This window comes from Corallincola platygyrae (genome assembly GCF_039544265.1).
Lineage (GTDB): Bacteria > Pseudomonadota > Gammaproteobacteria > Enterobacterales > Neiellaceae > Corallincola > Corallincola platygyrae.
In genome coordinates this window covers 571733-592065 of record NZ_BAABLI010000008.1, presented here as the reverse complement: position 1 = coordinate 592065, position 20333 = coordinate 571733, and the positions used below count along the sequence as shown (strand labels likewise).

The following is a 20333-nucleotide window of genomic DNA, read 5'->3' as shown; positions in this document are numbered from 1 at the left end:
TCACAATCCGATTTCTCACTTGCTCGCTTATTTGTTTTCTTACTTATCTATCCGCAAAATCAGGCACTGCCGCTATCACGACAAAGACGGGTCTTTGATCAGAGGCTCTGGTAATTCTGTGCCGCAGTACTTGCAGAACTCGGCGTCTGCCTCATGGTTGCCTCGTTCACATTGCTGGCAACGGGTTAAACTGCGTTGACGCATCATCTCGGTGGAGAGTTCAGCAGTCACAATACCGGTCGGCACGGCCAATATCGAATAACCAGTCAGCATCACTAACGCTGCTATCGCCTGACCCATGGGCGTTTGCGGGGCGATGTCGCCATAACCTACCGTCGTTAACGTCACCACCGCCCAGTAGATGGACAACGGAATACTGGTAAAGCCGTTCTCGGGTCCTTCAATGGCATACATCAGAGCACCAAACAGGGTAATTAATATGCCCACCGATAGGAAAAACACCAGGATCTTGCGTCGGGACTGAATGATTGAGCGCATTAAAATATTGGCTTCGCCCAGGTAACGAACCAACTTCAACACCCGAAATATTCTTAACACACGGAAAATACGAACAATCAAAAGATACTGACCGCCGGTGACTAAAAGGGCCAGATAGCTGGGCAAAACGGCAAGCAGATCCACGACACCGAAAAATGATCGTGCGTAAGCAAGCGGCTTTGGTGAGATCCACAGACGAAGTAGATATTCAAAAGTGAACAGGAGGGTGAATCCCCACTCCAACAGGAGCAGGGCCGTTTCGGTCTGGTGAGAGAAACCTTCAATCGAATCGATAATCACCACAACCACACTGAGTAGGATGGCAACTATCAGGCAGATATCATAGTAGCGGCCAGCCTTGGTCTCAGTACCGAACACAATTTCATACAATTGTTGGCGTATCGATAGCAGCTTCATCATTAATAATTCATAGCGTTAGCGAGGTTTTCGACTTACTTTGGCTAACTAGCTTGGTAATTACAACACACCGATGGGCATTCATTGACCCCTGTAGATTAAAAACCGATTCAAAGGACAGATAACATGATCACTCTGTACGGCTTTCCCCGCACCCGTTCTCTTCGCGTGTCATGGACGTTAGAAGAACTGGAATTCCCCTGGCAGTATCAGCTGGTTGACCTGCGCAAGGGCGAGCACAAACAAGCAGAGTTTTTGGCAATCAATCCGTTCGCCAAGATCCCAGCCTTGAAAGATGATGACTTGGTTCTCACAGAGTCGGCGGCCATCTGTATGTACCTCGCTGAAAAAGCAGGAAAATTGTTACCAGAATCAGGTTCTCCTGAGTCAGGAAAACACCACCAGTGGGTTACCTATATCACTAACGAAATTGAACAACCGCTTTGGACCATGGCAAAACACTCTTTTGCGTTGCCAGAAGATATGCGCCAGGAGAGTGTCCGTGACGTAGCAGCCTGGGAGTTCGAAAAGGCTGTGGCCGTGGCAGAACAGTGGTTAGGCGACAATGAATACCTGTTGGGAGAGCAATTCACCGTTGCCGATATCCTACTGACCCATACCTTGAATTGGGCCTTAAAATCACAGCAAACATTACCCCCTAAATTAGCGCTTTACAGAAAGCGTTGTAGCGCTCGCCCAGCATTGAGTAAAGCACTCGAAAAAGAGCAAGGACAAGAGTAAGCTTGTCATAGTGTTACTGTTAACAAGATTGCAACAGAGGGATATGTAGTGAAATCTTGGCTTCTGGCTTCCAGTTTCATCGCGCTACTATTTGTACCGACTTTGTCTATTGCCCAGGCAGGACAGGCGCCACTCAAAGTCGGTTTCGGCTACCATAACGCCCCCCCCTATGCCTTCATCTCTGGCGGTACGCTGGAAAAAGGGATCATTCACGATATTGCTGTTGCCTTGGGTAACGATGCAGCACTGCCCGTAGTTTTTCAGGAAACCCCCAGAGTCAGACTGAGCGATCACCTGCACCAAGGTGAGGTTGATATGAGCTGTATTGCCAATCCAGCTTGGTTTGATAGTCCAGACCAATTTGTCTGGTCAGGTCCACTATTTTCAGAGCAAGACAGACTGTATGGCCGCATCGAAGACAAGCGAGAAGTTAACGAAGTGGGTGATCTTCAGCTAATGAGACTCGGGAGTATTCGCGGTTTTCATTATCCGTTATTGAACGCACTGATTGACACTCACAACGTTCAACTATCTAACGCAGCGGCTCACGCTGAGAATTTTGACGCTCTAAGCCAAGAACGCCTGGACTTTGTGATTGCAGACAACATCACCACCAGTTACCTGCAGCACGCCTCAGGCAAAACACTGTTTAAAACCCATCCTCTCAAGATTTCTGAGCACGAAATTCACTGCGTATTTTCAGCTAAATCCAACCACGAACCCAAGCGTTTAGCCATGTTATTGGACGAGCTAGCAAAACGTGGCGAAATAGAGCGTATCTTGCAGCGTTACATTGGTGGGGTGCCAGGCGGGCGGTAGTAAGATAAGAAAGCCCTCAATAGAGGGCTTTCCTTTAGCTTCTATTCTTTAACAACCTCCAGAAGTGCTATTTATCCATGGCCCCATAGCCAACGCAGGCCTCGCCTGGGTTAACCCCCTTCTATGGGCCCGCAGCGAAACCAAGTATCAGCGTGAAGATGGGCAAGGATGCCCATCTTAGGCTCGTTAAACAGAGATGTTTAGCAGGGTCTGGTGACCTTTAGCGGGTGATTTTGCAGCTATTAGTTGGGGGATTGAGTCAAGGCAGAGTCTGTGAAGTTGAGTGGACCTCAATGAACAGTCTATAACGCAGAATCAATCCCCAACTAAAGCTGCCCGAAGGGTTCGTCGAAACGCACTTTCGCTGCGTCATTCGTTACTTGCTTAGATCACTAAGCTACACAACTCATTCTTTGCTCAACTGTGCGTTTCGTTCGAACAAAACTCATTCGCCAAAGGTTACCAGACCCTATTCCGATAGCTGAGACGCTGGTGAGAGCGAAGGATTAGCACATAGTTGGGGCGCGCGAGGGTTGTTAGGGAGCGAAGGCGCATTCGCTCCCTAACTTGGGCGCGAGTGTAGAAGTTTATTATTGATATGAGGCTGATTCGCCCAAAAGCGTATTTGCCAAAAGTTTCGCTCTATACAGAATAAAAAAGCCCTCAATAGAGGGCTTTATAGAAAGAAGCAAAGTAACAACAGCTACAACGGCGGATAAGGCGCCATCAAATCTGCCACCGACTGTCGAATCAAAACATCACGTTCTTCCGGTGTGACATTCTTTTTCAATCGACTGCTCACCGAGCCGCGCCAGATCACCTGTTTCTGTTTTGGGTCGATAAGATCTACCAGTATAGTGCCCACTTTATATTCGCGAACGCGTGACGTAGTACTCATACCAAATCCAGTCGTCCGACTGCGATGGTAACCACGGTAACCCCATTGGTTGTAGTAGTTGTCAACGTTGTACTTGGTATCCACCACCAAGTGATAGGCCACCAGCACATCGGCGCTTTCGGCATCAACCACTTGCATACCGCGTCGATTCAACTCTTCATCAACCGCTTCTTTCACCCGCACAGCATGCAGACTGGTCGTTTGCGCGGCTTCGGGCGGCTGCTCTAACCAGGCATAGGTCTTTATCGCCAGAAAGTCATAGCTGGTGTCATAATCGACATCGGTCTTGGGTTTACTGGCACATGCAAACAAGCTGACACTCATCAGCGCCACAGCCAGCAACCTCAAACAGCGAATAGCATCTCCTTTTCCACGCATATCGTCTCCTACTTCTATAAGTTCGGGATCACACTCAGTATGGCATTGAGATTGGCTTCACCCAATCTGCGACAACGATCAGGGGACCAGCCCTCTTCCTCATCGGGAGAGTCGACCGTATCTTTGAATGGCATTTCCAGCGTCATGGCTAAACAATCAAACGCATCTGCCATATAGTTGGTGCACACCGTCATATTGGCTTCACCCGGTGCATCCAGCGGGTAGCCGTATTCAGTTTGGAAGTCAGGCGATGCAATTTTCAAAGCATCGGTAAACTGCTTCTGCAGATCGGCCTGTCGCTCGCTCCAACTTGGGTTACCTTCTGCACCAGCAATAAAATTGTATGGCAGGGCTTCATCACCATGGACATCTAGACAGAAATCGACGCCAGTTTGCTGCATCTTTTCTCTGACCACGAAAACTTCCGGGCTGCGTTCCATCGAAGGGGTCTGCCACTCACGGTTAAGGTTGGCACCGCAGGCGTTGGTACGAAGGTGACCACGACGACTGCCATCCGGGTTCATATTCGGCACCACATAGAAAACCGCTTTGGCCAAAGCTTCACGAGAAATAGGGTCGGAATCATCTAACAAGCGCTCCAGAAAACCTTCCATCCACCATGAAGCCATAGTCTCGCCCGGGTGTTGACGTCCAATCACCCAGCATACTTTTTTGCCTTCGCCCGGCTCGCCTATGGTCAGCAGATCCATATCCTGACCGTCCAGGGTTTCACCCAATACCTGAGTATCAACCAGCGGAGAATGCTGCAGACTGGCAATAAAGTCCGACACGCGCTCGGTGGAATACGGCGCAAAATAAGCGTAATAAACCGAATTCAGACCTGGCGTGTGCGTGATGGTCAGGGTGTCGCCATCAAACTCTGTTGGTACGCGGAACCAATGTTCACGGTCGTAGGAAGCAACTGCGCGGTAATCCTTCCAACCTGCCGGATAAGCTGATTTTTCCAAATCGAGAAACTTGATCGTGCAGGCCTGCTCTTCGACACCTGACAAACGGAAGTAAAACCACTGATAAAACTCGGATTGATTGTCTTTCGGAATTTTAACCTGGATATTGTCTGGCGATTCGCAGCTCACTACCTCAATACTTCCGCCATCAAACTGACTGGAGATCTTCATGTTTTATTCTCTCTGGTTGCCGCCGGGTCAGCGATCATATATTCGATTATTAGTCACCCAATGCCTGACTCAGTTCCCTGAATATCAAGCAGATAGCCGACTATAACAAAGAGTTCACGGTCGCACTGTTTCTGACCTGAATAATTGTTAGTTTTCGCCAAATCAGCAAAGCAGATCTATGGTTAAGTCGATGACTCAACCTCTCGAGGATAACCTCAATGATCAACGCTCGCGCTGCCGTGGCCTGGAAAGCAGGTGCGCCACTAAGTATAGAAACCGTGCAGGTTGCACCTCCCAAAAAAGGCGAAGTGTTACTTAGAATTGTGGCATCCGGTGTCTGCCATACCGATGCTTTCACTTTGTCAGGTGACGATCCAGAGGGAATATTCCCTGCGATACTAGGACACGAAGGCGGCGCTATCGTCGAAGAGGTGGGCCCTGAGGTCACCAGCGTTAAACCTGGGGATCATGTTATTCCTTTATATACACCCGAGTGCGGCAAGTGCAAATTCTGCCTTTCAGGCAAAACGAACCTTTGTCAGGCGATACGGTCGACCCAGGGGCAGGGCTTAATGCCGGATGGTACAACGCGCTTTAGTCTCGATGGCGAGCCGATCTACCACTACATGGGCACGTCCACTTTCAGCGAATACACGGTTGTCCCCGAAATAGCCCTGGCCAAAATAAATCCGATTGCACCGCTTGATAAAGCCTGCCTGCTTGGCTGCGGTGTTACCACAGGTATCGGTGCGGTATTGAACACAGCCAAAGTTCAGGCTGGTGATACCGTGGCGGTATTTGGCTTGGGAGGCATAGGTCTCTCAGTAATATTGGGGGCACAATTGGCAGGTGCGGGTCGAATCATCGCCATTGATATCAACCCGGATAAATTTGATTTAGCGAAACAGCTTGGTGCCACAGAGTTTGTAAACCCCAAAGACCATGCCGCGTCCATTCAAGAAGTGCTGGTAGATATGACAGATGGCGGTGTCGACTTCTCTTTTGAGTGTATCGGCAATGTTGATCTGATGCGTTCAGCACTGGAGTGCTGTCACAAAGGTTGGGGCGAGTCCGTGATTATTGGTGTCGCAGGCGCTGGCCAGGAGATCTCCACCAGGCCCTTCCAGCTAGTCACGGGGCGCGTTTGGCGAGGATCTGCCTTTGGTGGTGTTAAAGGCCGTTCGGAATTGCCGGACTATGTCGAACGTTACCTGAGCGGCGTGATACCACTAGATATGTTTGTGACCCACACCATGCCGCTGGAACACATCAATAAAGCGTTTGACCTAATGCATGAAGGTAAAAGCATTCGCTCGGTTATCTTGTTTGATGAGTCTTGATCATAAAAGCGCCTATCTGTTGTTCAAATTGGACATTTTTTCTACGGCTGACATTTTTTGGTAAAAAAGTCGTAGATCAGGCGTTGACACACCCCGGTCAGATACGTAATATCTCGCGCCGTGGTGAGGGAGATGTCAACGGCAACGTTGATGCCTTACTAACACCGCCGGCTTAGCTCAGTTGGTAGAGCAACTGACTTGTAATCAGTAGGTCGCCAGTTCGACTCCGGCAGCCGGCACCAAATTAAGGGAAAAGCCCAGTTCGCAAGAACTGGGCTTTTTTCGTTCTAGCACTCTAACCAATCACTTTGTCACACCACCTTGCTCCCGATACTCCCAACGTAATCACAACTCACCTAATCTGATAGCGTCGAAATTGTCTAAATAAAGCGCTAAATGGTCTGTTTTGAACAAACCTTATACAAACGATAAAAACTTCTTCAGATCAGGCTTGACATTCAGGCCGCAGATCTATTTAATGCGCCCCACTTACCGCGAAGCACAACCAATTGTGTTCGCTTAGGTAAAGCCCAGATAGCTCAGTTGGTAGAGCAGGGGATTGAAAATCCCCGTGTCCCTGGTTCGATTCCGGGTCTGGGCACCACTTGCAGATGTGGTGGAATTGGTAGACACGCTAGCTTCAGGTGCTAGTGCCTTCACGGGCGTGGGAGTTCAAGTCTCCCCATCTGCACCAAATTCTGAAGAACCCGCCCCTTGAGCGGGTTTTTTTATACCTGAAAAACAGGTCAGGCGAGTGTTCACACTTGTTCCGCTTGCTCCTTCTCAATAGGAAGAGGCAAGGGTTTCACTATCTGGTTCACGCTTCTTCTGTCGTACCTTTACACATTGATGACACTGGCCCATAGTTGAGCCAGCAAAACAACGTAGATTGTTTGGAGTGGTAAATGAGTTTCATCGGCTCGGCAATGAATGACGCTTCCCCCTCTTCCCCTGTTCGCGTCGTCACCATAGGCGGTGGCAGTGGTCAGTATGCCCTGCTCTCCTCGCTCAGAGATCTCGAACACGCTGCTATTACGGCGATTGTTTCGATGACAGACAGTGGCGGCAGCACAGGTAAACTGCGTGATGAACTGGGGATCCTGCCTCCTGGTGATATTCTCAAATGTATTCTGGCACTCTCACCGCAAAGGGACGTGGCACGGGATCTGTTGCTAAAGCGATTTAGCAGTGGCGAACGATTAGCAGGCCACAATGCCGGTAATATGCTGCTGACAATGTTAGGCCAATACGCGGGTTCGTTTCAGGAAGGGATCAAAGCCTTGGCTGAGATCCTCGACGTACGGGGCGAAATCCTGCCTGTAACGACCGATAAGGCCACATTGGTAGCTGAGCTAACAAACGGTGACCGCGTATTTGGCGAAAGCGCTATCGACCTGCCCAGAGGCGACCAGCGCGAAAAGATCTCTTCTGTATTTCTGGTGCCCCACCACAATGACCAGGTTTCTGTATTTCCTCCGGTGTTGGAGCAAATTCACAAAGCTCAGGTCATTCTGATCGGCCCTGGCGATCTGTACACCAGCATCGTGCCTAACCTGCTGGTGCCGGGAGTAAAAGAGGCGCTGCAAACCACCCGCGCACGCATCGTTTATGTCACCAACATCATGACTAAATTTGGTGAAACCGACAGCTATCACGCGGAAGATTTTATCAGTGAAGTAGAGACCTATATCGGTCGCCCGCTGGACGAAATCATCTACAACGAAGCACGACCACCAGAGCGTATTCTGGCGCGTTATGCCGCTCAAAAAAGTACCTTTGTCAGGTTTAAAGATATCTGTGACTGTGAGCAGCGCTACCGTATGCACCGATTTGATTTAGTTGACGCCCAGGCTGATATTGCACGACATGACAGCAGTAAGCTGGCGGGCGCACTGGTTAAGCTATTGGTCGCATAAGTGCACTAATAGCTAGGTTATCACTAAAGAATCGGGTCCAGCGGTAGCAGTTTAAAGCCCTGTAGTTTGGTGCGCTTCCAGAAACCGGCGTGCTCGTCCGGGTCATAATCTTCGCTGATCCGCCAACTATTACCCGGCGCCATATCGTCTAAGATGGCTTGCTCCAATTGTTCTGCGATGGCTTTATCCCGCATTAGCGCGCCCACTTCTGTGTTGAGGTGAGCCGAGCGAGGATCAAGGTTAAATGTACCTACATAGGCCAATTCACCATCCACCACGAAGCTTTTGGCATGAAGGGCGAAAACCGGATAACGCCCCAGCTCTCTGTGGGTAGGATAGCGCGCCATCAGGGCCTGCTGAGACATGGGAAAGGGTTTGGTTTCGTATAGCTCTACGCCAATCTCGAGTAAATCATTCCGAATTTTGGCATAACCGCTGAATGCAGGCAGATTATCTGTCGAAGCAAGCGAGTTAGTGACAATACGCACTTTGACGCCCTGCTTCACCTTATCAGCAAAAAACGCCAGGCCGCCCTCAGGCAGCACCAGATAGGGCGATTGTATGGTAATGGTGTCAGATGCAGAAGAGAGTGCCTGCACCAGGATCTCTGTCGATACACCACCGCCCTGCAGCCCCTGCTTGCCATCATTTTTACCCGGCATATCATGGACAAACTTCACAGAGGTCCAGACCAACTCCTCCATTAGCGCATCAAACTTTGTTGGTAGATCGGCCAGTTGCTGCCTTACTTCCGGCGCAAAATTTTCCGGGTTTTTGGCATAGTCATGAAGCGCTTGCTGAAATGCGCCTATCTCTTGCTCGGTCAAACGCTTCGCTGCGCTCGATAACAGATTCTCCACCGGATGAGAAAGCTCGCTTTGCCAGAAGTTTTCAAAGTTGGTTTGCATATCCTTGACTGCCGCACCAACCAGCAAAATGTCGCGGTCGCGGAAGTTATAGGCTTGGTCAAAATCGTAGTATTCGTCAGCCATATTACGGCCGCCAGTGATCCCAACGGAACCATCAAATATCGCTGTTTTATCGTGCATCCTCTGGTTCACCTTACGGAAACCAAAAGCCACATTAAACAGGCGCTCAACACCATTCACACCAACCGAGTGCAGTGGGTTGTAAATCTTTACCTGCACGTTTGGGTGCGCCACCAACGCCATCAGGGTTTGCTCTTCGGCGTCCACGAGTAGATCATCAACTAATACTCTAACTTTAACTCCGCGCTCTGCAGCACTAAGTAGCGCCTCAGCCGCCAGCGTACCTATGTTGTCACTACTCCAGATAAAGTACTGAACGTCGATCGAATTTTCAGCCTGTTGTGTTAACCAGGCGCGGCCAATCAAAGACTCTTCGCCATATTCGAGTAGATATACACCTGTCTTCTGGCTGAGGTCTTGTTTGAGTTGGGAGAGCAGCTGGCTGAGCGGAGCAGAGGCGTTTTCTGTTTGAAGGGGGCCGGAGTTTGCAGCAACAGATACAGAGAAACAAATCAGAAACGTAGAGACAACGAGTCCCGCCACATTGCGGGACTTTGATGAAAAACTAAACCACGAAAGCAACAATGAACACTCCTTGTTGTATTGGTATTAGCTGGCAGAAACACCTGCTAAAACATCAAAGCTGTCTTTAGCACCATCGAGGAATGGACTGACCTCATCCGCTGGCATCGGTTTAGCAAACGCGTAGCCCTGCATATGGCGGCAGCCCTGTTTTAACAGAAAATCGCACTGCTCAGTCGTCTCAACTCCTTCAGCGATCACGTTCAATCGCAGGCTCTTGCCCATTGCGACAATCGCTGCGGTGATGGCTGAGTCATCAATATCATTTGGCACGCCCTGAAGGAAACTACGATCGATCTTCAAGGTATCTATGGGGAACCGCTTCAGGTAGCTGAGTGATGAATAGCCCGTACCAAAGTCGTCCAAGGCAAACTTGATTCCCAATTGACGCAACTCTTCGATGGTTTCGACCGTCTCTTCCGGGTTGCTCATCATCAGATCTTCGGTGATCTCCAGCGTCAGTGACTCAGAAGAAAAACCAGTTTCTTTGAGTGCTCTGGCGACGGTTTCAACGATGTCAGGGTCCATCAATTGGCGAGGTGACAGGTTGACGGTCAACGCAACATCCATGCCCTGATCATGCCACTGTCTACCCTGTGCACAGGCGGTCTGCAGTACCCATTCACCAATTGGCACAATCAGACCGGAGTCTTCTGCAATAGGAATAAACTGCATTGGGCCAATCAGGCCCATGTCTGGATGCTGCCAACGCAATAGGGCTTCCATCGCTACCACACGCCCTTGTTTTGCATCAACAATTGGCTGATAGAACAGACGTAGCTCATCACGCTCAATAGAACTGCGCAAGCTAGACTCAAGGGCCAGCTGCTGCAGCGAGTGGATGTTCATTTGCTCGGAGTAGAACTGGTAAGTATTTTTGCCCGCGTCTTTGGCACGATACATGGCAATATCAGCATGTTTCAGTAGTGCTGAGCCATCTTTGGCATCTTTGGGATAGGTAGCAATGCCAACGCTTGCAGAGACATGGTACTCCTGACCGGCCATAAAGAAAGGCTGCTGCGCAGCACTGATAATCTTACTCGCGACACCGGCCAGATACTTAGGATCGACCAGATCTTCGATCATAAGTACAAACTCATCACCACCGAGGCGGGCCAGAATATCGACCTCTCGAATACACTCTTTGAAACGCTCAGACACCGTCTTCAGCACCTGGTCGCCATAATCATGACCCAAGGTGTCATTAATCAGCTTAAAGCGGTCCAGATCGATGAATAGCAGTGCCATTTTTCGGTTGGAGCGTTTTGCCTTAGCAACCGAGTGTTGCATGGAACGGGTAAACACACTTCGGTTTGGGAGCCCGGTGAGCTCATCAACACCGGCCAGGTTTAGCATCTTCTGTTCGACTTGCTGTCGTTCCTCAGTATCTCTGGATATTTTCTCCTGAGCAGACACCAGCTCGGCCTTTTGGGCCAGCATGGTTTTGACCATCCGGCCATGTTGGCGACGATAGATGGTCGCCAAGGCCAATAGAACCGCTACCAGAATAAACACAGCAATTCGACTCGCCCAATCCAGCCAGTTTGTCTGAGATTCAAGGACTCGCTCTGGCGTCTGACGACTCATCTGGATCAACTTGTTGATCTCTTCCTGGAGCACCGCGACACGTTTGTTCAGTTCTTTCTCACGAGTCTGTGCACTCAAAAGTGCCACTTCCAATTCGCGATCTTTTTCTCCCAGACCTCCCTGACTTTCTGCCAGCGCTTGTTCAGCAACCCTACGCGCAGCGCTTTCCTGCGCTAACTGGTCACGCAGTGCTTTTAATGAAGCCTCTTTTTCTGAAAGGCGTTTCTCGTTGTCTTTTCTAAGGGTTTCCAGCAGTGAGAGTACTCGGGCTTCGGCGTCCGGTTCTTTTTCTGCCGCATCTGCCACTTTTGCACTGGCATCGGCATCTGTTAGGGGGTTGGACAGGTAAATCTTGGTATCGCCTTGCAGCTGCCACACTTCACGGCCATCTCGACTGATGCTCAGCACCATGTCTTTGTTGACGTTCTTTTCTGATCCTTTGTGAAGAATAAAGCCAAATCCCTTGGCATCAGCGATTACCGGCACATCAAAATAGATGCCGAACTCATCCTCACCAGTAGGCATATAGGGAAAGCGCCAGCTCACTGCCTGTTGCAGTGCCAGATCATCTCCCCACAGGTGCATCCCCCACCCTTTGTAGTCACCATTGGGACGGTGATAGTGGATCCTTACTGTATCAGGCTCCTGTTGCGCCATGATTCCCTGGCTTACGACAAGCAGTGCGCCGGCTAGCAGCGTCAGCAACACTCTTTGTACAGACAACATAGTTCGAATACCGATATACCTAACTAAATAAACGCTTCACTTGGTGGGAGCGCTCCGGAAGGAGTACTCACCTGAAGTGAACTCTCGGAGCTCCGTCGAAGATGCCCGAACTAACGCCATTAGCCAAGAGCGAGCCCCCAAATTTCGTGCGCAAAGTCTCAACCTAGTGTTAGTAAATGCTCACAATGCGCCATTCCGCACATTCCCCCGGCGGCTTTCGATTGTTTTTTGCCCCAGTCAGCCACTTTTTTCGTGTACCAGTTCACCACTCGCTGTTGTATCACTGGCCCTCGCTCCGGTGCTTAGATATTCTTCAGCCAACACTTTGCTCTAAGGCTTTGACATCCATGCGCATTCTAACGTTACTGCTATGTTCATTGGCACTTGTGGTCGGCTGTGACTCAGCAAAACAGGCACCACAACAACCAACGGCATCCTCACCAGTGACCTCCCAAATACGCATGGAGGGGCCCAACCTCGATCTGCTTGAAGAGCAACAAGCATTTTATCAGGGCAAAGCGCTGACATTGTTGCAGTCTGGCGAACGTACTGTGATGGATGGCCCTGCGTTGGCATTGACCTTTTCAGTACCCTTGCAGCCACAAACCAGCTGGAAAAACTGGCTTAGCGTGCGCATCGCTGACCAGATAATTGAGCAGGACTGGATCCAATCTTCCGACGGTAAAACCCTCTACCTCCCGTTTGTAACGCCGGAAACACAGTACCAGGTTGAACTAAGCGCAGGGTTACTTGGCATCAATGACGTCAGCCTGCAGGACAGCCAGGCGATTGCTATTACCACTCGGGCGCTGGCGGCTGGTGCGGCTTTTAGTAGCAATGGTTTTGTGCTGCCGCTGAATCAGGCCCCTAAGCTGCCGGTAACTGCGATCAACGTCGATGAGGTTAATATCGACTTTTTCCGCATGGATGAAAGCTACCTGCCGCAACTGCTGAGATACCACGCACCCGCCACCAATATGGACAATTATGAGCTGCAACAGCTCACCCAGTCTGGCGAGCTTGTCTACAGCGGTAGGTACAAGCTCAATACCGAAGCCAACCGCCGTCAAACCGTACTGCTTCCGGTAACTGCCGAATCCCTGAATAAGCCGGGGATCTACCTGGCTGTGATGACACCACTTGGCGAGTACAAGTGGTCACACCAAACCACTTACTTCTCCATCAGTGATCTTGGCCTCCATGCGAGAAAATATCGCAACGGCATGACGCTGTTTAGTCGGTCTCTTAAAGATGGCGCAGCCATTTCCCAGGCCAAAGTGGAACTGCTGGATTATAAGGGCGAGTTGCTTTGGGATGGTGAAAGCGATCTGGATGGTCGAGCAGATATTCCCGCCCATGAAAAAGCCGCCATTGTCTTGGTCAAAAAAGACCAGCAGATGGCCGCACTGGAAGTTCGTCGCCAGGCGCTGGACCTTTCTGAGTTCAAACTGGGCGAGCAGGTATATTCACCTCAACAGTTCTACCTGTTTGCATCAAGGGATCTTTACCGCCCCGGCGAGGCAATGCGCATCATGGCGATGATGAGGGACGGTGATGGCAGGGTGCTTCCTGGAATGTCTGTTACCGTCAAGGTAGTTCGCCCTGATGGACAGACGGTGCAGGAGCATACACTGCTGCCCTCAGAATTCGGCGAGTTTGAAATCAACTATACGTTCGACAGTGCCGCGCTGACTGGCGAATGGCTGGTAGAGCTCAAGAGTGCGGCAGGTAGTGTTCGTCACTGGCCAGTGCTTGTCGAGGAGTTTCTACCTGAACGGATTAAAGTAACGCTGGATGACGAACAACCAGCGCGAGTCGTATCGGCGACAGAAGCTAACCGTTTAAAGGTCGCCGCCGACTATCTTTATGGCGCACCTGCTGACGGCAACGCTGTGGAAGCAGAACTGACCGTCAGCCTGGCCCGGACGCCTTTCAGTCAGTGGCAGGGTTACGTGGTGGGCCAGCAGGATGACGCTGAACGGCAGCGTTGGATCTACCTGAACCCAGCACAGTTAAACGATGCTGGCAGGACAGAACTAAAAGTTACACCCCAGCAGGCCAATGAATGGCGAGATATCGCTGGCCCACTGAACTATCTCTACCGCGTGAGTGTGTTTGAAGAAGGTGGCCGGGCGATCAATCGACGTCAGGAGAAAACCAGCTGGCCGCAAGATGCGAGCTGGCCCGCCATTAAATTGGCGTTTGATCCAAACAATCATGCCAGTGGTAAACCCGCGCCAATCTCTCTGCTCAACTTAAATGCCCAGGGCGAAGTGGTGGATGGCGAACTGCAACTCACCCTGATTAACGAAAACAGAGACTATTTCTGGCGTTATGAGGAGGGAGCGGGTTGGTTTTACGACCATACAACCAAACCCTATACGGAGCTGGAGACCCGCCTGACAGTATCGGCAGGAGAGCCTGCCAGTTTTGCGCCACCTCTGGCGCCCGGTGAGTATCTGCTCAAAGTGACGAATGGTGAGAACAATGTATCGAGCCTGTCGTTCCGCATAGGCTACTGGGGCGGACAATCACCAGAGATGCTGAAACCCGATATGGTTCAGCTCACACTGGATAAGCCCAGTTACCAGGCCGGTGACAACGCCGAACTGACCATCAAAGCCCCCTATGAAGGCTACGGCTTAGTTATGGTGGAAAACAGTGATCAGCTTCTATGGTGGCAAGCCCTTGAACTCGATGATGCCGAGCGGGAAGTATCGATTCCCATCGATCCCTCCTGGCAACGCCATGACCTGCACGTATCGGTACTTATCGCACAACCGGAAGCCAAAGTTCAGGCAAATAAACCGATGCGGGCATTGGGCATTACACCTTTAAAGCTGGATCGCAGTCATCGCGCCTACCAGCTTGCCTTGAATAGCCCTGATAAAGCGCTACCACTGACAGATCTGCCGGTGACACTAACCCTGCAAGGCGGACAAAGCCACAGCGCTTACGCCGTCGTTGCCGCTGTTGACCAAGGCGCGTTGAATGTCAGTAACTACCAAGTGGAAGATCCGCTGGCGCTGCTGTTTGGTCAGAAGCGTTTTGCTCTCGATCTGTTCGATAACTATGGCCGTGTCATCCACCGCTATAAAGGCAAAGATGCCACCCTCAAATACGGCGGTGACGCTGCGATGCTGGAGCGCGGCGGCGAACTCAACAATGAAGTGAAAATCGTCTCTCTGTGGCAGGGGCCCGTTCGTTTTGACAACAACGGCGAACTGCAACTGGCACTCTCGCTGCCCGACTTTAACGGCGAGCTGAAACTGATGGCGTTTGCCTTCTCCGAGAGTCAATTTGCATTGGCGCAGCACAGCAGTGTGATTGCAGCACCGATTGTCGCCCAGCTCGGCGCCCCCCGCTTTTTAGCCCAGGGCGACACGAGTCAACTGGCTCTGGATCTGCGCAACATGACAGAGCAGGAACAAACCCTGACATTAAGCGTAGAAACCGATGACAAATTGCTATTCCTGAAAGAAGCGCTGCCTGACAGCGTCACGCTGAAACCAAAGCAGAAAGAAACCGTAATACTGCCTGTCATCGTTCAGAAACGTGAAGGCTCAGCAAAACTGACCGTTGAAGTTGGCAATGAACAGGTAAAAGTTAACCGTGAGTGGAAACTGCCTCTGCGCCCAGCATACCCAGCCGAAACAAGAAACGTGCGAAAACTGGTCGTAAGGCACCGTCCATTTACCATGGATAAGTCTCTACACAAGGGGCTGGAAACCAGTACCTTACAAACCCAGCTGGTGCTGGATGCTATCCCACCTCTTTCTCTGGATCAGCAGTTTAAGTATCTCCTGCAATATCCATACGGCTGCCTTGAGCAAACTACCAGTCGCGGTTGGCCATTGTTGGTCACCAACAGCCATAGCCGTGCCAAACTCAACCTGGTTTTACCTGAAGGTCTTGAACCACAGTCAGCGATCGATGACGCCATCAGCAGACTGCTGGCAAAACAGAAGTCCAATGGCAGCTTTGGCCTATGGAACAACCGCAGCCCCGAAGAGCCCTGGCTGACAGTGTATGTCACCGACTTCCTGCTTACTGCCAAAGACAACGGTTATCAGGTACCGGAGAAAGCCCTGAATGCTGCTGTTGATCGACTGCAGCACTACTTGCGCAGCGAGTTTATGACCAGCCACTATTCAGAGTCACCTAACCACTCTCGCTTTGCTTATCAGGCGTATGCTGCCTACCTGCTGAGTAAACAGCAAAAAGCGTCACTGGGCACCCTGAGAACCCTGTTTGATCGCAGTCGAGAGTTTGCCGAGTCACCTCTGCCCCTAGTACATATGGCGATTGCCTTGAAACAACTGGGCGATGAAGAGCGCAGCACTCAAGCACTGGCGATGGCTCAAACCACGCGCCGAGATGAAAACAAGTACCTGAGCGATTACGGCTCACCCATTCGTGACAATGCCATTGTACTGGCCCTGCTTGGCCGCTATGGGTTAGCACCTTCATTGCAGAGCGACGGTCTGTTAGACCTGGCAGACCAACTCACCCGCCGTCAGTGGCTTAGTACGCAAGAGCGTGCAGCGCTGCTGCAATTAGCGCTGCAACTGAATGTTGAGAAGGACTGGCGAGCTACGCTGACCATTGCTGGTCAAGCGCAACGTCTGCAGCAAAGCGAGCCGTTCAGCCAGCTCTGGCAGGGTAAAATGCCTAGCCTGCAACTGACCACACAAGGGGCTGACAGTGTCTATCTCGACCTGACCACAGTCGGTTATCCAACCAAAAAGCCCAAACCTGAATCTAACGGACTTAAAGTCGATCGCCGCTACTACAACCGCCAGGGTGAGCCTCTGAGCTTCGATGACATCACAGTGGGTGATCTGGTGATTGTTCGCCTGACCCTTTCCGCAGAACAGCGCACGCCAGACGCGCTGGTGGTGGATGCCCTGCCTGCCGGATTTGAGTTGGAGAATCCAAACCTCAGCCACAGTATCCAATTGAGTGATCTCACCATTGATGGCAAACCTGCCTGGCAATCTGGCTGGAACGGCTATATCAAACATCAGGAATACAGAGATGATCGCTATATCGGCGCTGTTGACCTGTATGGGCGTGGCGAACAAACTCTGGTCTACCTGATGCGGGCGGTGACACCAGGCACTTATAAAGTGCCGCCCAGCTATGTCGAGGATATGTATCGACCCAGCCTGCGTGCGATCGGTGCCACCCCAGATAAGATCTCCGTACTACCTAGGTGAGACTCGCTGCTCTGGTAACTTTGGCGGTCCTGTCAGCTATTTGGCTGACAGACCGACTGTTGCCTCTGCCTTCGCCCTACCAGGGCAACCGCTTTTCCCAAGTGGTAGTGGCCAGCAATGGCGAGCCACTCAGGGCATTTGCCGATGCCAACGGCGTATGGCGTCAACCGACAACCCCATCACAAGTCAGCCCGGTCTATCTAGAAGCTCTGCTGCAATACGAAGACAAGTATTTCTATCAGCACGGGGGCATTAATCCTTTCGCGTTGGCACGTGCTGGCTGGCAGTGGCTGCGGTATGGCCGGATTGTTTCCGGCGGTTCAACCCTCACGATGCAGGTTGCTCGTCTGCTCACGCCTCATCAGCGATCGCCATTGGGCAAGCTGTATCAGATCCTGCGCGCTTTTCAGTTGGAGTGGCACTACAGCAAGCAGGAAATCCTGACTCTCTACCTGAATCTGGCCCCCTTTGGTGGCGCTTACGAAGGGGTTGAAAGCGCCAGTTACCGCTACTTTGGCAAATCCGCTGCTAACTTAAGCCGCGCCGAGGCAGCACTGCTCGCGATTATGCCCCAGGCCCCCAGTCGTTATCGTCCAGATCGTTATCCTGAACGCGCCCGCCAAGCCCGTGACAAGCTGGTGCAACGGCTGGTAGACGATGGCGTCTGGCCAGCAGATGCTATCACCGAGGTAGCGATGGAGCCGGTACTAGTGCAAAGTCAGTTCAGACCCATGTGGGCGCCGCTTTTGGCTCGAAAACTGGTGAACCAACATCCTCACCAACCATTAATCAAAACCACCATCGAACTGCCTCTGCAGCAAGCTCTGCAACAACTAGCCGTTGATTACCTGAGCCAATATCCCAAATACACCGGGTTAGCCATGATGGTTTGGGATAACCAGGCGCATGCTGTTGTTGGTTACCTGGGCAGTGGTGAGTTTGGCTCGGAGCAACGTTTAGGTTACGTCGATATGGCTCAGGCGAATCGCTCGCCCGGCTCGGCATTGAAGCCGTTTATCTACGGCCACGCCATTGACCTGGGCCTGATACATTCCGAAAGCCTGTTAGTGGATGCCCCCAGGCTGTTCAGTGCTTATCGACCGGCCAATTTTAGTGGTGGGTTTGTTGGACCGGTGAGCGCCTCTGATGCGCTGACCCGCTCACTGAACGTGCCTGCGGTTGAGCTGCTGGCCAATATATCACCAACCCGATTTTACACTTGGCTAAGCAATGCCGGGGCGCGCCTGACACTACAGGAGCAACCCGGTTTACCACTGGCGCTTGGCGCCGCCGGTATTAACCTGGAGCAATTGGTCACTTTGTTTGCGGCTCTAAGCAGCCAAGGCCAGCTTTACCAGCCCCGCTATCAAGCTGAACAACCAGTGAAAAATCGCCAATTGCTATCACCAGAGGCCGCCTGGATCAGCTATGAAATACTCAGGAGCCAGCAACGCCCGGATCAACCCTTCAGCAGTGATGTTACAGGAAAGCGCAATAACCTGGCTTGGAAGACCGGCACCAGTTATGGTCATCGCGATATGTGGGCGATAGGCACCACGCCGAAATACACCATAGGAGTATGGGTGGGCAGACCCGATGGCACTCCCATGCCCGGTCATTACGGTGCCAAAACAGCGACACCACTATTGATGCGGGTCAGCAGGCTGCTCGATGATGACTCATCGCCACCACTCGCACTGGAGAAAGTAGCCAAAACCAACATCTGCTGGCCACTGGGTCTGGCCCAATCCGCTACCCCGCCCACTCTCTGTTATCAGCAGCGCCAGAGCTGGCACATTCGGGGACAACTGCCCCCGACCTTATTGAGTGTTGATGACAACAGTGAGCCGTTGCGGCAACAGGTTTGGTTTACCGAAAAAGGTAAAGCCACGATGCAGCGATGTGAAGACGCGGTGAGTTCAGAGAGTGTCGCTCTGTGGCCGCGTCTGGCTGAATCCTGGGTTCCTAAATCTCAGAGGCGCGCTCAGTTGCTACCCGACAAACAATGCGACGAGCAGCCGATTAGCCGGGCGATTGATATCACTTACCCCAGAGCAGGCTCACGGCTGCAAATCACAGGGGCCAGTGAGCCACTGGTGATTAATGCCAAGGTGCTCGGAAGTGGAGTTAAGTACTGGTATATCAACGGTACGCTGACGGCGTCGGGGAGTGAGAATCAACAGATGATTTCGTTATCGCGATTAGGCCAGCAGCAGTTGTTGGTGCTGGATGATCACGGCAACAGCAGCATCTCTCAGTTCGAATTGATTGAGTAACTATGTTGGCTCGGGGATAACCGCAAGGGTCAGTCGCACGCTGCAACAGAGCCTCTGATGCTCGTCTTCGACATCTATCTGCCAGAGCTGGCTGGTACGCCCCAGATGGATCGCAAAAGCGACACCGGTCACTTCACCACTGGTTACTGATCTCAAATGGTTAGCACTCACCTGCTGTCCCACCACAACCATGCCTTCGGCAGCAGCAAGGTAACCCGCCATACTGCCTAAGGTTTCCGCCAGGGCAATTGACGCTCCACCATGGAGTAATCCCATCGGTTGGTGGGTTTTGCTATCCACCGACATGGTGCCAACCAAAGTATCGTCACCAAGCTCGGTAATCTCTATCGCCAGATGCTCAGCCAGGGTGTTTTTATTAAATTGATTCAGTTGCGCCAACGTCGCAGGTTTGTTCCAGATACTCATGACTGTTGCTCCAACCACTCCAACGCCTCTCTACGACTGGTAAACACATCCAGGTGCCAGGGATTCTTTTTAGGTTGCTGCTGTAACACCTTCATCGCTGCGTAGCTGGCTTTACTGTATACCAGAACCGCCATGGCACTGATCTCTGGTAGGTCTGCCAGTTTTTCCTGTGCTTCAAAGGTATAGGTGTACTGATTGGCTTTATTGATTAGCAGTTTAAGTGGAGCTGAAAAGTTGTCTAACAGACAGGCATGGTAGGCTTCAACGTCTGCCAGGGTCATTTCGACACCTTCATCAACAATCACTTCAGCCAGATGCTCTGAGAGCGGAATAATTGAGAGAACCGAAGTTCGTAATACAGCCATAACACCTGTCCTATCTC

General features: G+C 51.4%; 13 protein-coding genes and 3 tRNA genes. 9 read left to right on the top strand and 7 right to left on the bottom strand.

Annotated features, from left to right (window positions below):
• Nucleotides 1–75: 75 nt before the first annotated feature.
• The gene (locus tag ABEA14_RS08040; protein WP_345339395.1) at nt 76–918 is read right to left on the bottom strand and encodes an ion transporter; all 843 of its coding nucleotides are present in this window, start codon (nt 916–918) and stop codon (nt 76–78) included.
• Between the two features lie 123 nt (nt 919–1041).
• On the opposite strand from ABEA14_RS08040, the gene ABEA14_RS08035 reads away from it, so the two are divergent.
• Nucleotides 1042–1656 carry a glutathione S-transferase family protein gene (locus ABEA14_RS08035; protein ID WP_345339394.1) on the top strand — a complete coding sequence of 205 codons (615 nt, stop codon included), beginning with the start codon at nt 1042–1044 and terminating at the stop codon, nt 1654–1656.
• A 48-nt stretch (nt 1657–1704) separates the two neighbouring features.
• Nucleotides 1705–2475, top strand: a complete 771-nt coding sequence (locus ABEA14_RS08030) for a substrate-binding periplasmic protein (protein ID WP_345339393.1) — start codon at nt 1705–1707, stop codon at nt 2473–2475.
• 703 nt (nt 2476–3178) lie between these two features.
• On the opposite strand, the gene ABEA14_RS08025 is transcribed toward ABEA14_RS08030, so the two are convergent.
• Together ABEA14_RS08025 and ABEA14_RS08020 are read right to left on the bottom strand one after the other, a co-directional pair.
• Nucleotides 3179–3751: a DUF4136 domain-containing protein gene (locus ABEA14_RS08025; protein WP_345339392.1), complete on the bottom strand. Its 573-nt coding sequence runs from the start codon at nt 3749–3751 to the stop codon at nt 3179–3181.
• Between the two features lie 14 nt (nt 3752–3765).
• Nucleotides 3766–4890, bottom strand: a complete 1125-nt coding sequence (locus ABEA14_RS08020; protein WP_345339391.1) for a M14 family metallopeptidase — start codon at nt 4888–4890, stop codon at nt 3766–3768.
• A 218-nt stretch (nt 4891–5108) separates the two neighbouring features.
• Here ABEA14_RS08020 and ABEA14_RS08015 point away from each other — a divergent pair, with 218 nt between their 5' ends.
• From ABEA14_RS08015 to ABEA14_RS07995, 5 genes are all read left to right on the top strand, one after another.
• Entirely contained in the window at nt 5109–6230 is a 1122-nt protein-coding gene (locus ABEA14_RS08015) for an S-(hydroxymethyl)glutathione dehydrogenase/class III alcohol dehydrogenase (RefSeq protein ID WP_345339390.1), read from the top strand.
• Between the two features lie 166 nt (nt 6231–6396).
• Nucleotides 6397–6472: transfer RNA gene (locus ABEA14_RS08010), tRNA-Thr, on the top strand.
• Between the two features lie 286 nt (nt 6473–6758).
• Nucleotides 6759–6834, top strand: a tRNA-Phe gene (locus ABEA14_RS08005).
• Between the two features lie 3 nt (nt 6835–6837).
• A tRNA-Leu gene (locus ABEA14_RS08000) sits at nt 6838–6924 on the top strand.
• A 211-nt stretch (nt 6925–7135) separates the two neighbouring features.
• Nucleotides 7136–8146 carry a gluconeogenesis factor YvcK family protein gene (locus tag ABEA14_RS07995; RefSeq protein ID WP_345339389.1) on the top strand — a complete coding sequence of 337 codons (1011 nt, stop codon included), beginning with the start codon at nt 7136–7138 and terminating at the stop codon, nt 8144–8146.
• Between the two features lie 23 nt (nt 8147–8169).
• On the opposite strand, the gene ABEA14_RS07990 is transcribed toward ABEA14_RS07995, so the two are convergent.
• The gene (locus ABEA14_RS07990) at nt 8170–9720 is read right to left on the bottom strand and encodes a phospholipase D-like domain-containing protein (RefSeq protein ID WP_345339388.1); all 1551 of its coding nucleotides are present in this window, start codon (nt 9718–9720) and stop codon (nt 8170–8172) included.
• Nucleotides 9721–9744: 24 nt separating this feature from the next.
• Nucleotides 9745–12030, bottom strand: coding sequence for an EAL domain-containing protein (locus ABEA14_RS07985; RefSeq protein WP_345339387.1), 2286 nt, complete (start codon nt 12028–12030; stop codon nt 9745–9747).
• A gap of 347 nt (nt 12031–12377) precedes the next feature.
• Here ABEA14_RS07985 and ABEA14_RS07980 point away from each other — a divergent pair, with 347 nt between their 5' ends.
• Complete coding sequence (locus ABEA14_RS07980; RefSeq protein WP_345339386.1) at nt 12378–17249, top strand: alpha-2-macroglobulin family protein; 4872 nt, start codon at nt 12378–12380, stop codon at nt 17247–17249.
• A complete protein-coding gene (pbpC, locus tag ABEA14_RS07975; protein WP_345339385.1) occupies nt 17246–19525 on the top strand; it encodes a penicillin-binding protein 1C in 2280 nt (759 codons plus the stop codon). Before ABEA14_RS07980 ends, pbpC begins: the two co-directional genes overlap by 4 nt.
• On the opposite strand, the gene ABEA14_RS07970 is transcribed toward pbpC, so the two are convergent.
• Both ABEA14_RS07970 and ABEA14_RS07965 read right to left on the bottom strand, forming a co-directional pair.
• Complete coding sequence (locus tag ABEA14_RS07970) at nt 19526–19951, bottom strand: hotdog fold thioesterase (protein ID WP_345339383.1); 426 nt, start codon at nt 19949–19951, stop codon at nt 19526–19528.
• Nucleotides 19948–20316, bottom strand: a complete 369-nt coding sequence (locus ABEA14_RS07965; RefSeq protein ID WP_345339382.1) for a hypothetical protein — start codon at nt 20314–20316, stop codon at nt 19948–19950. Before ABEA14_RS07965 ends, ABEA14_RS07970 begins: the two co-directional genes overlap by 4 nt.
• Nucleotides 20317–20333 lie beyond the last annotated feature (17 nt).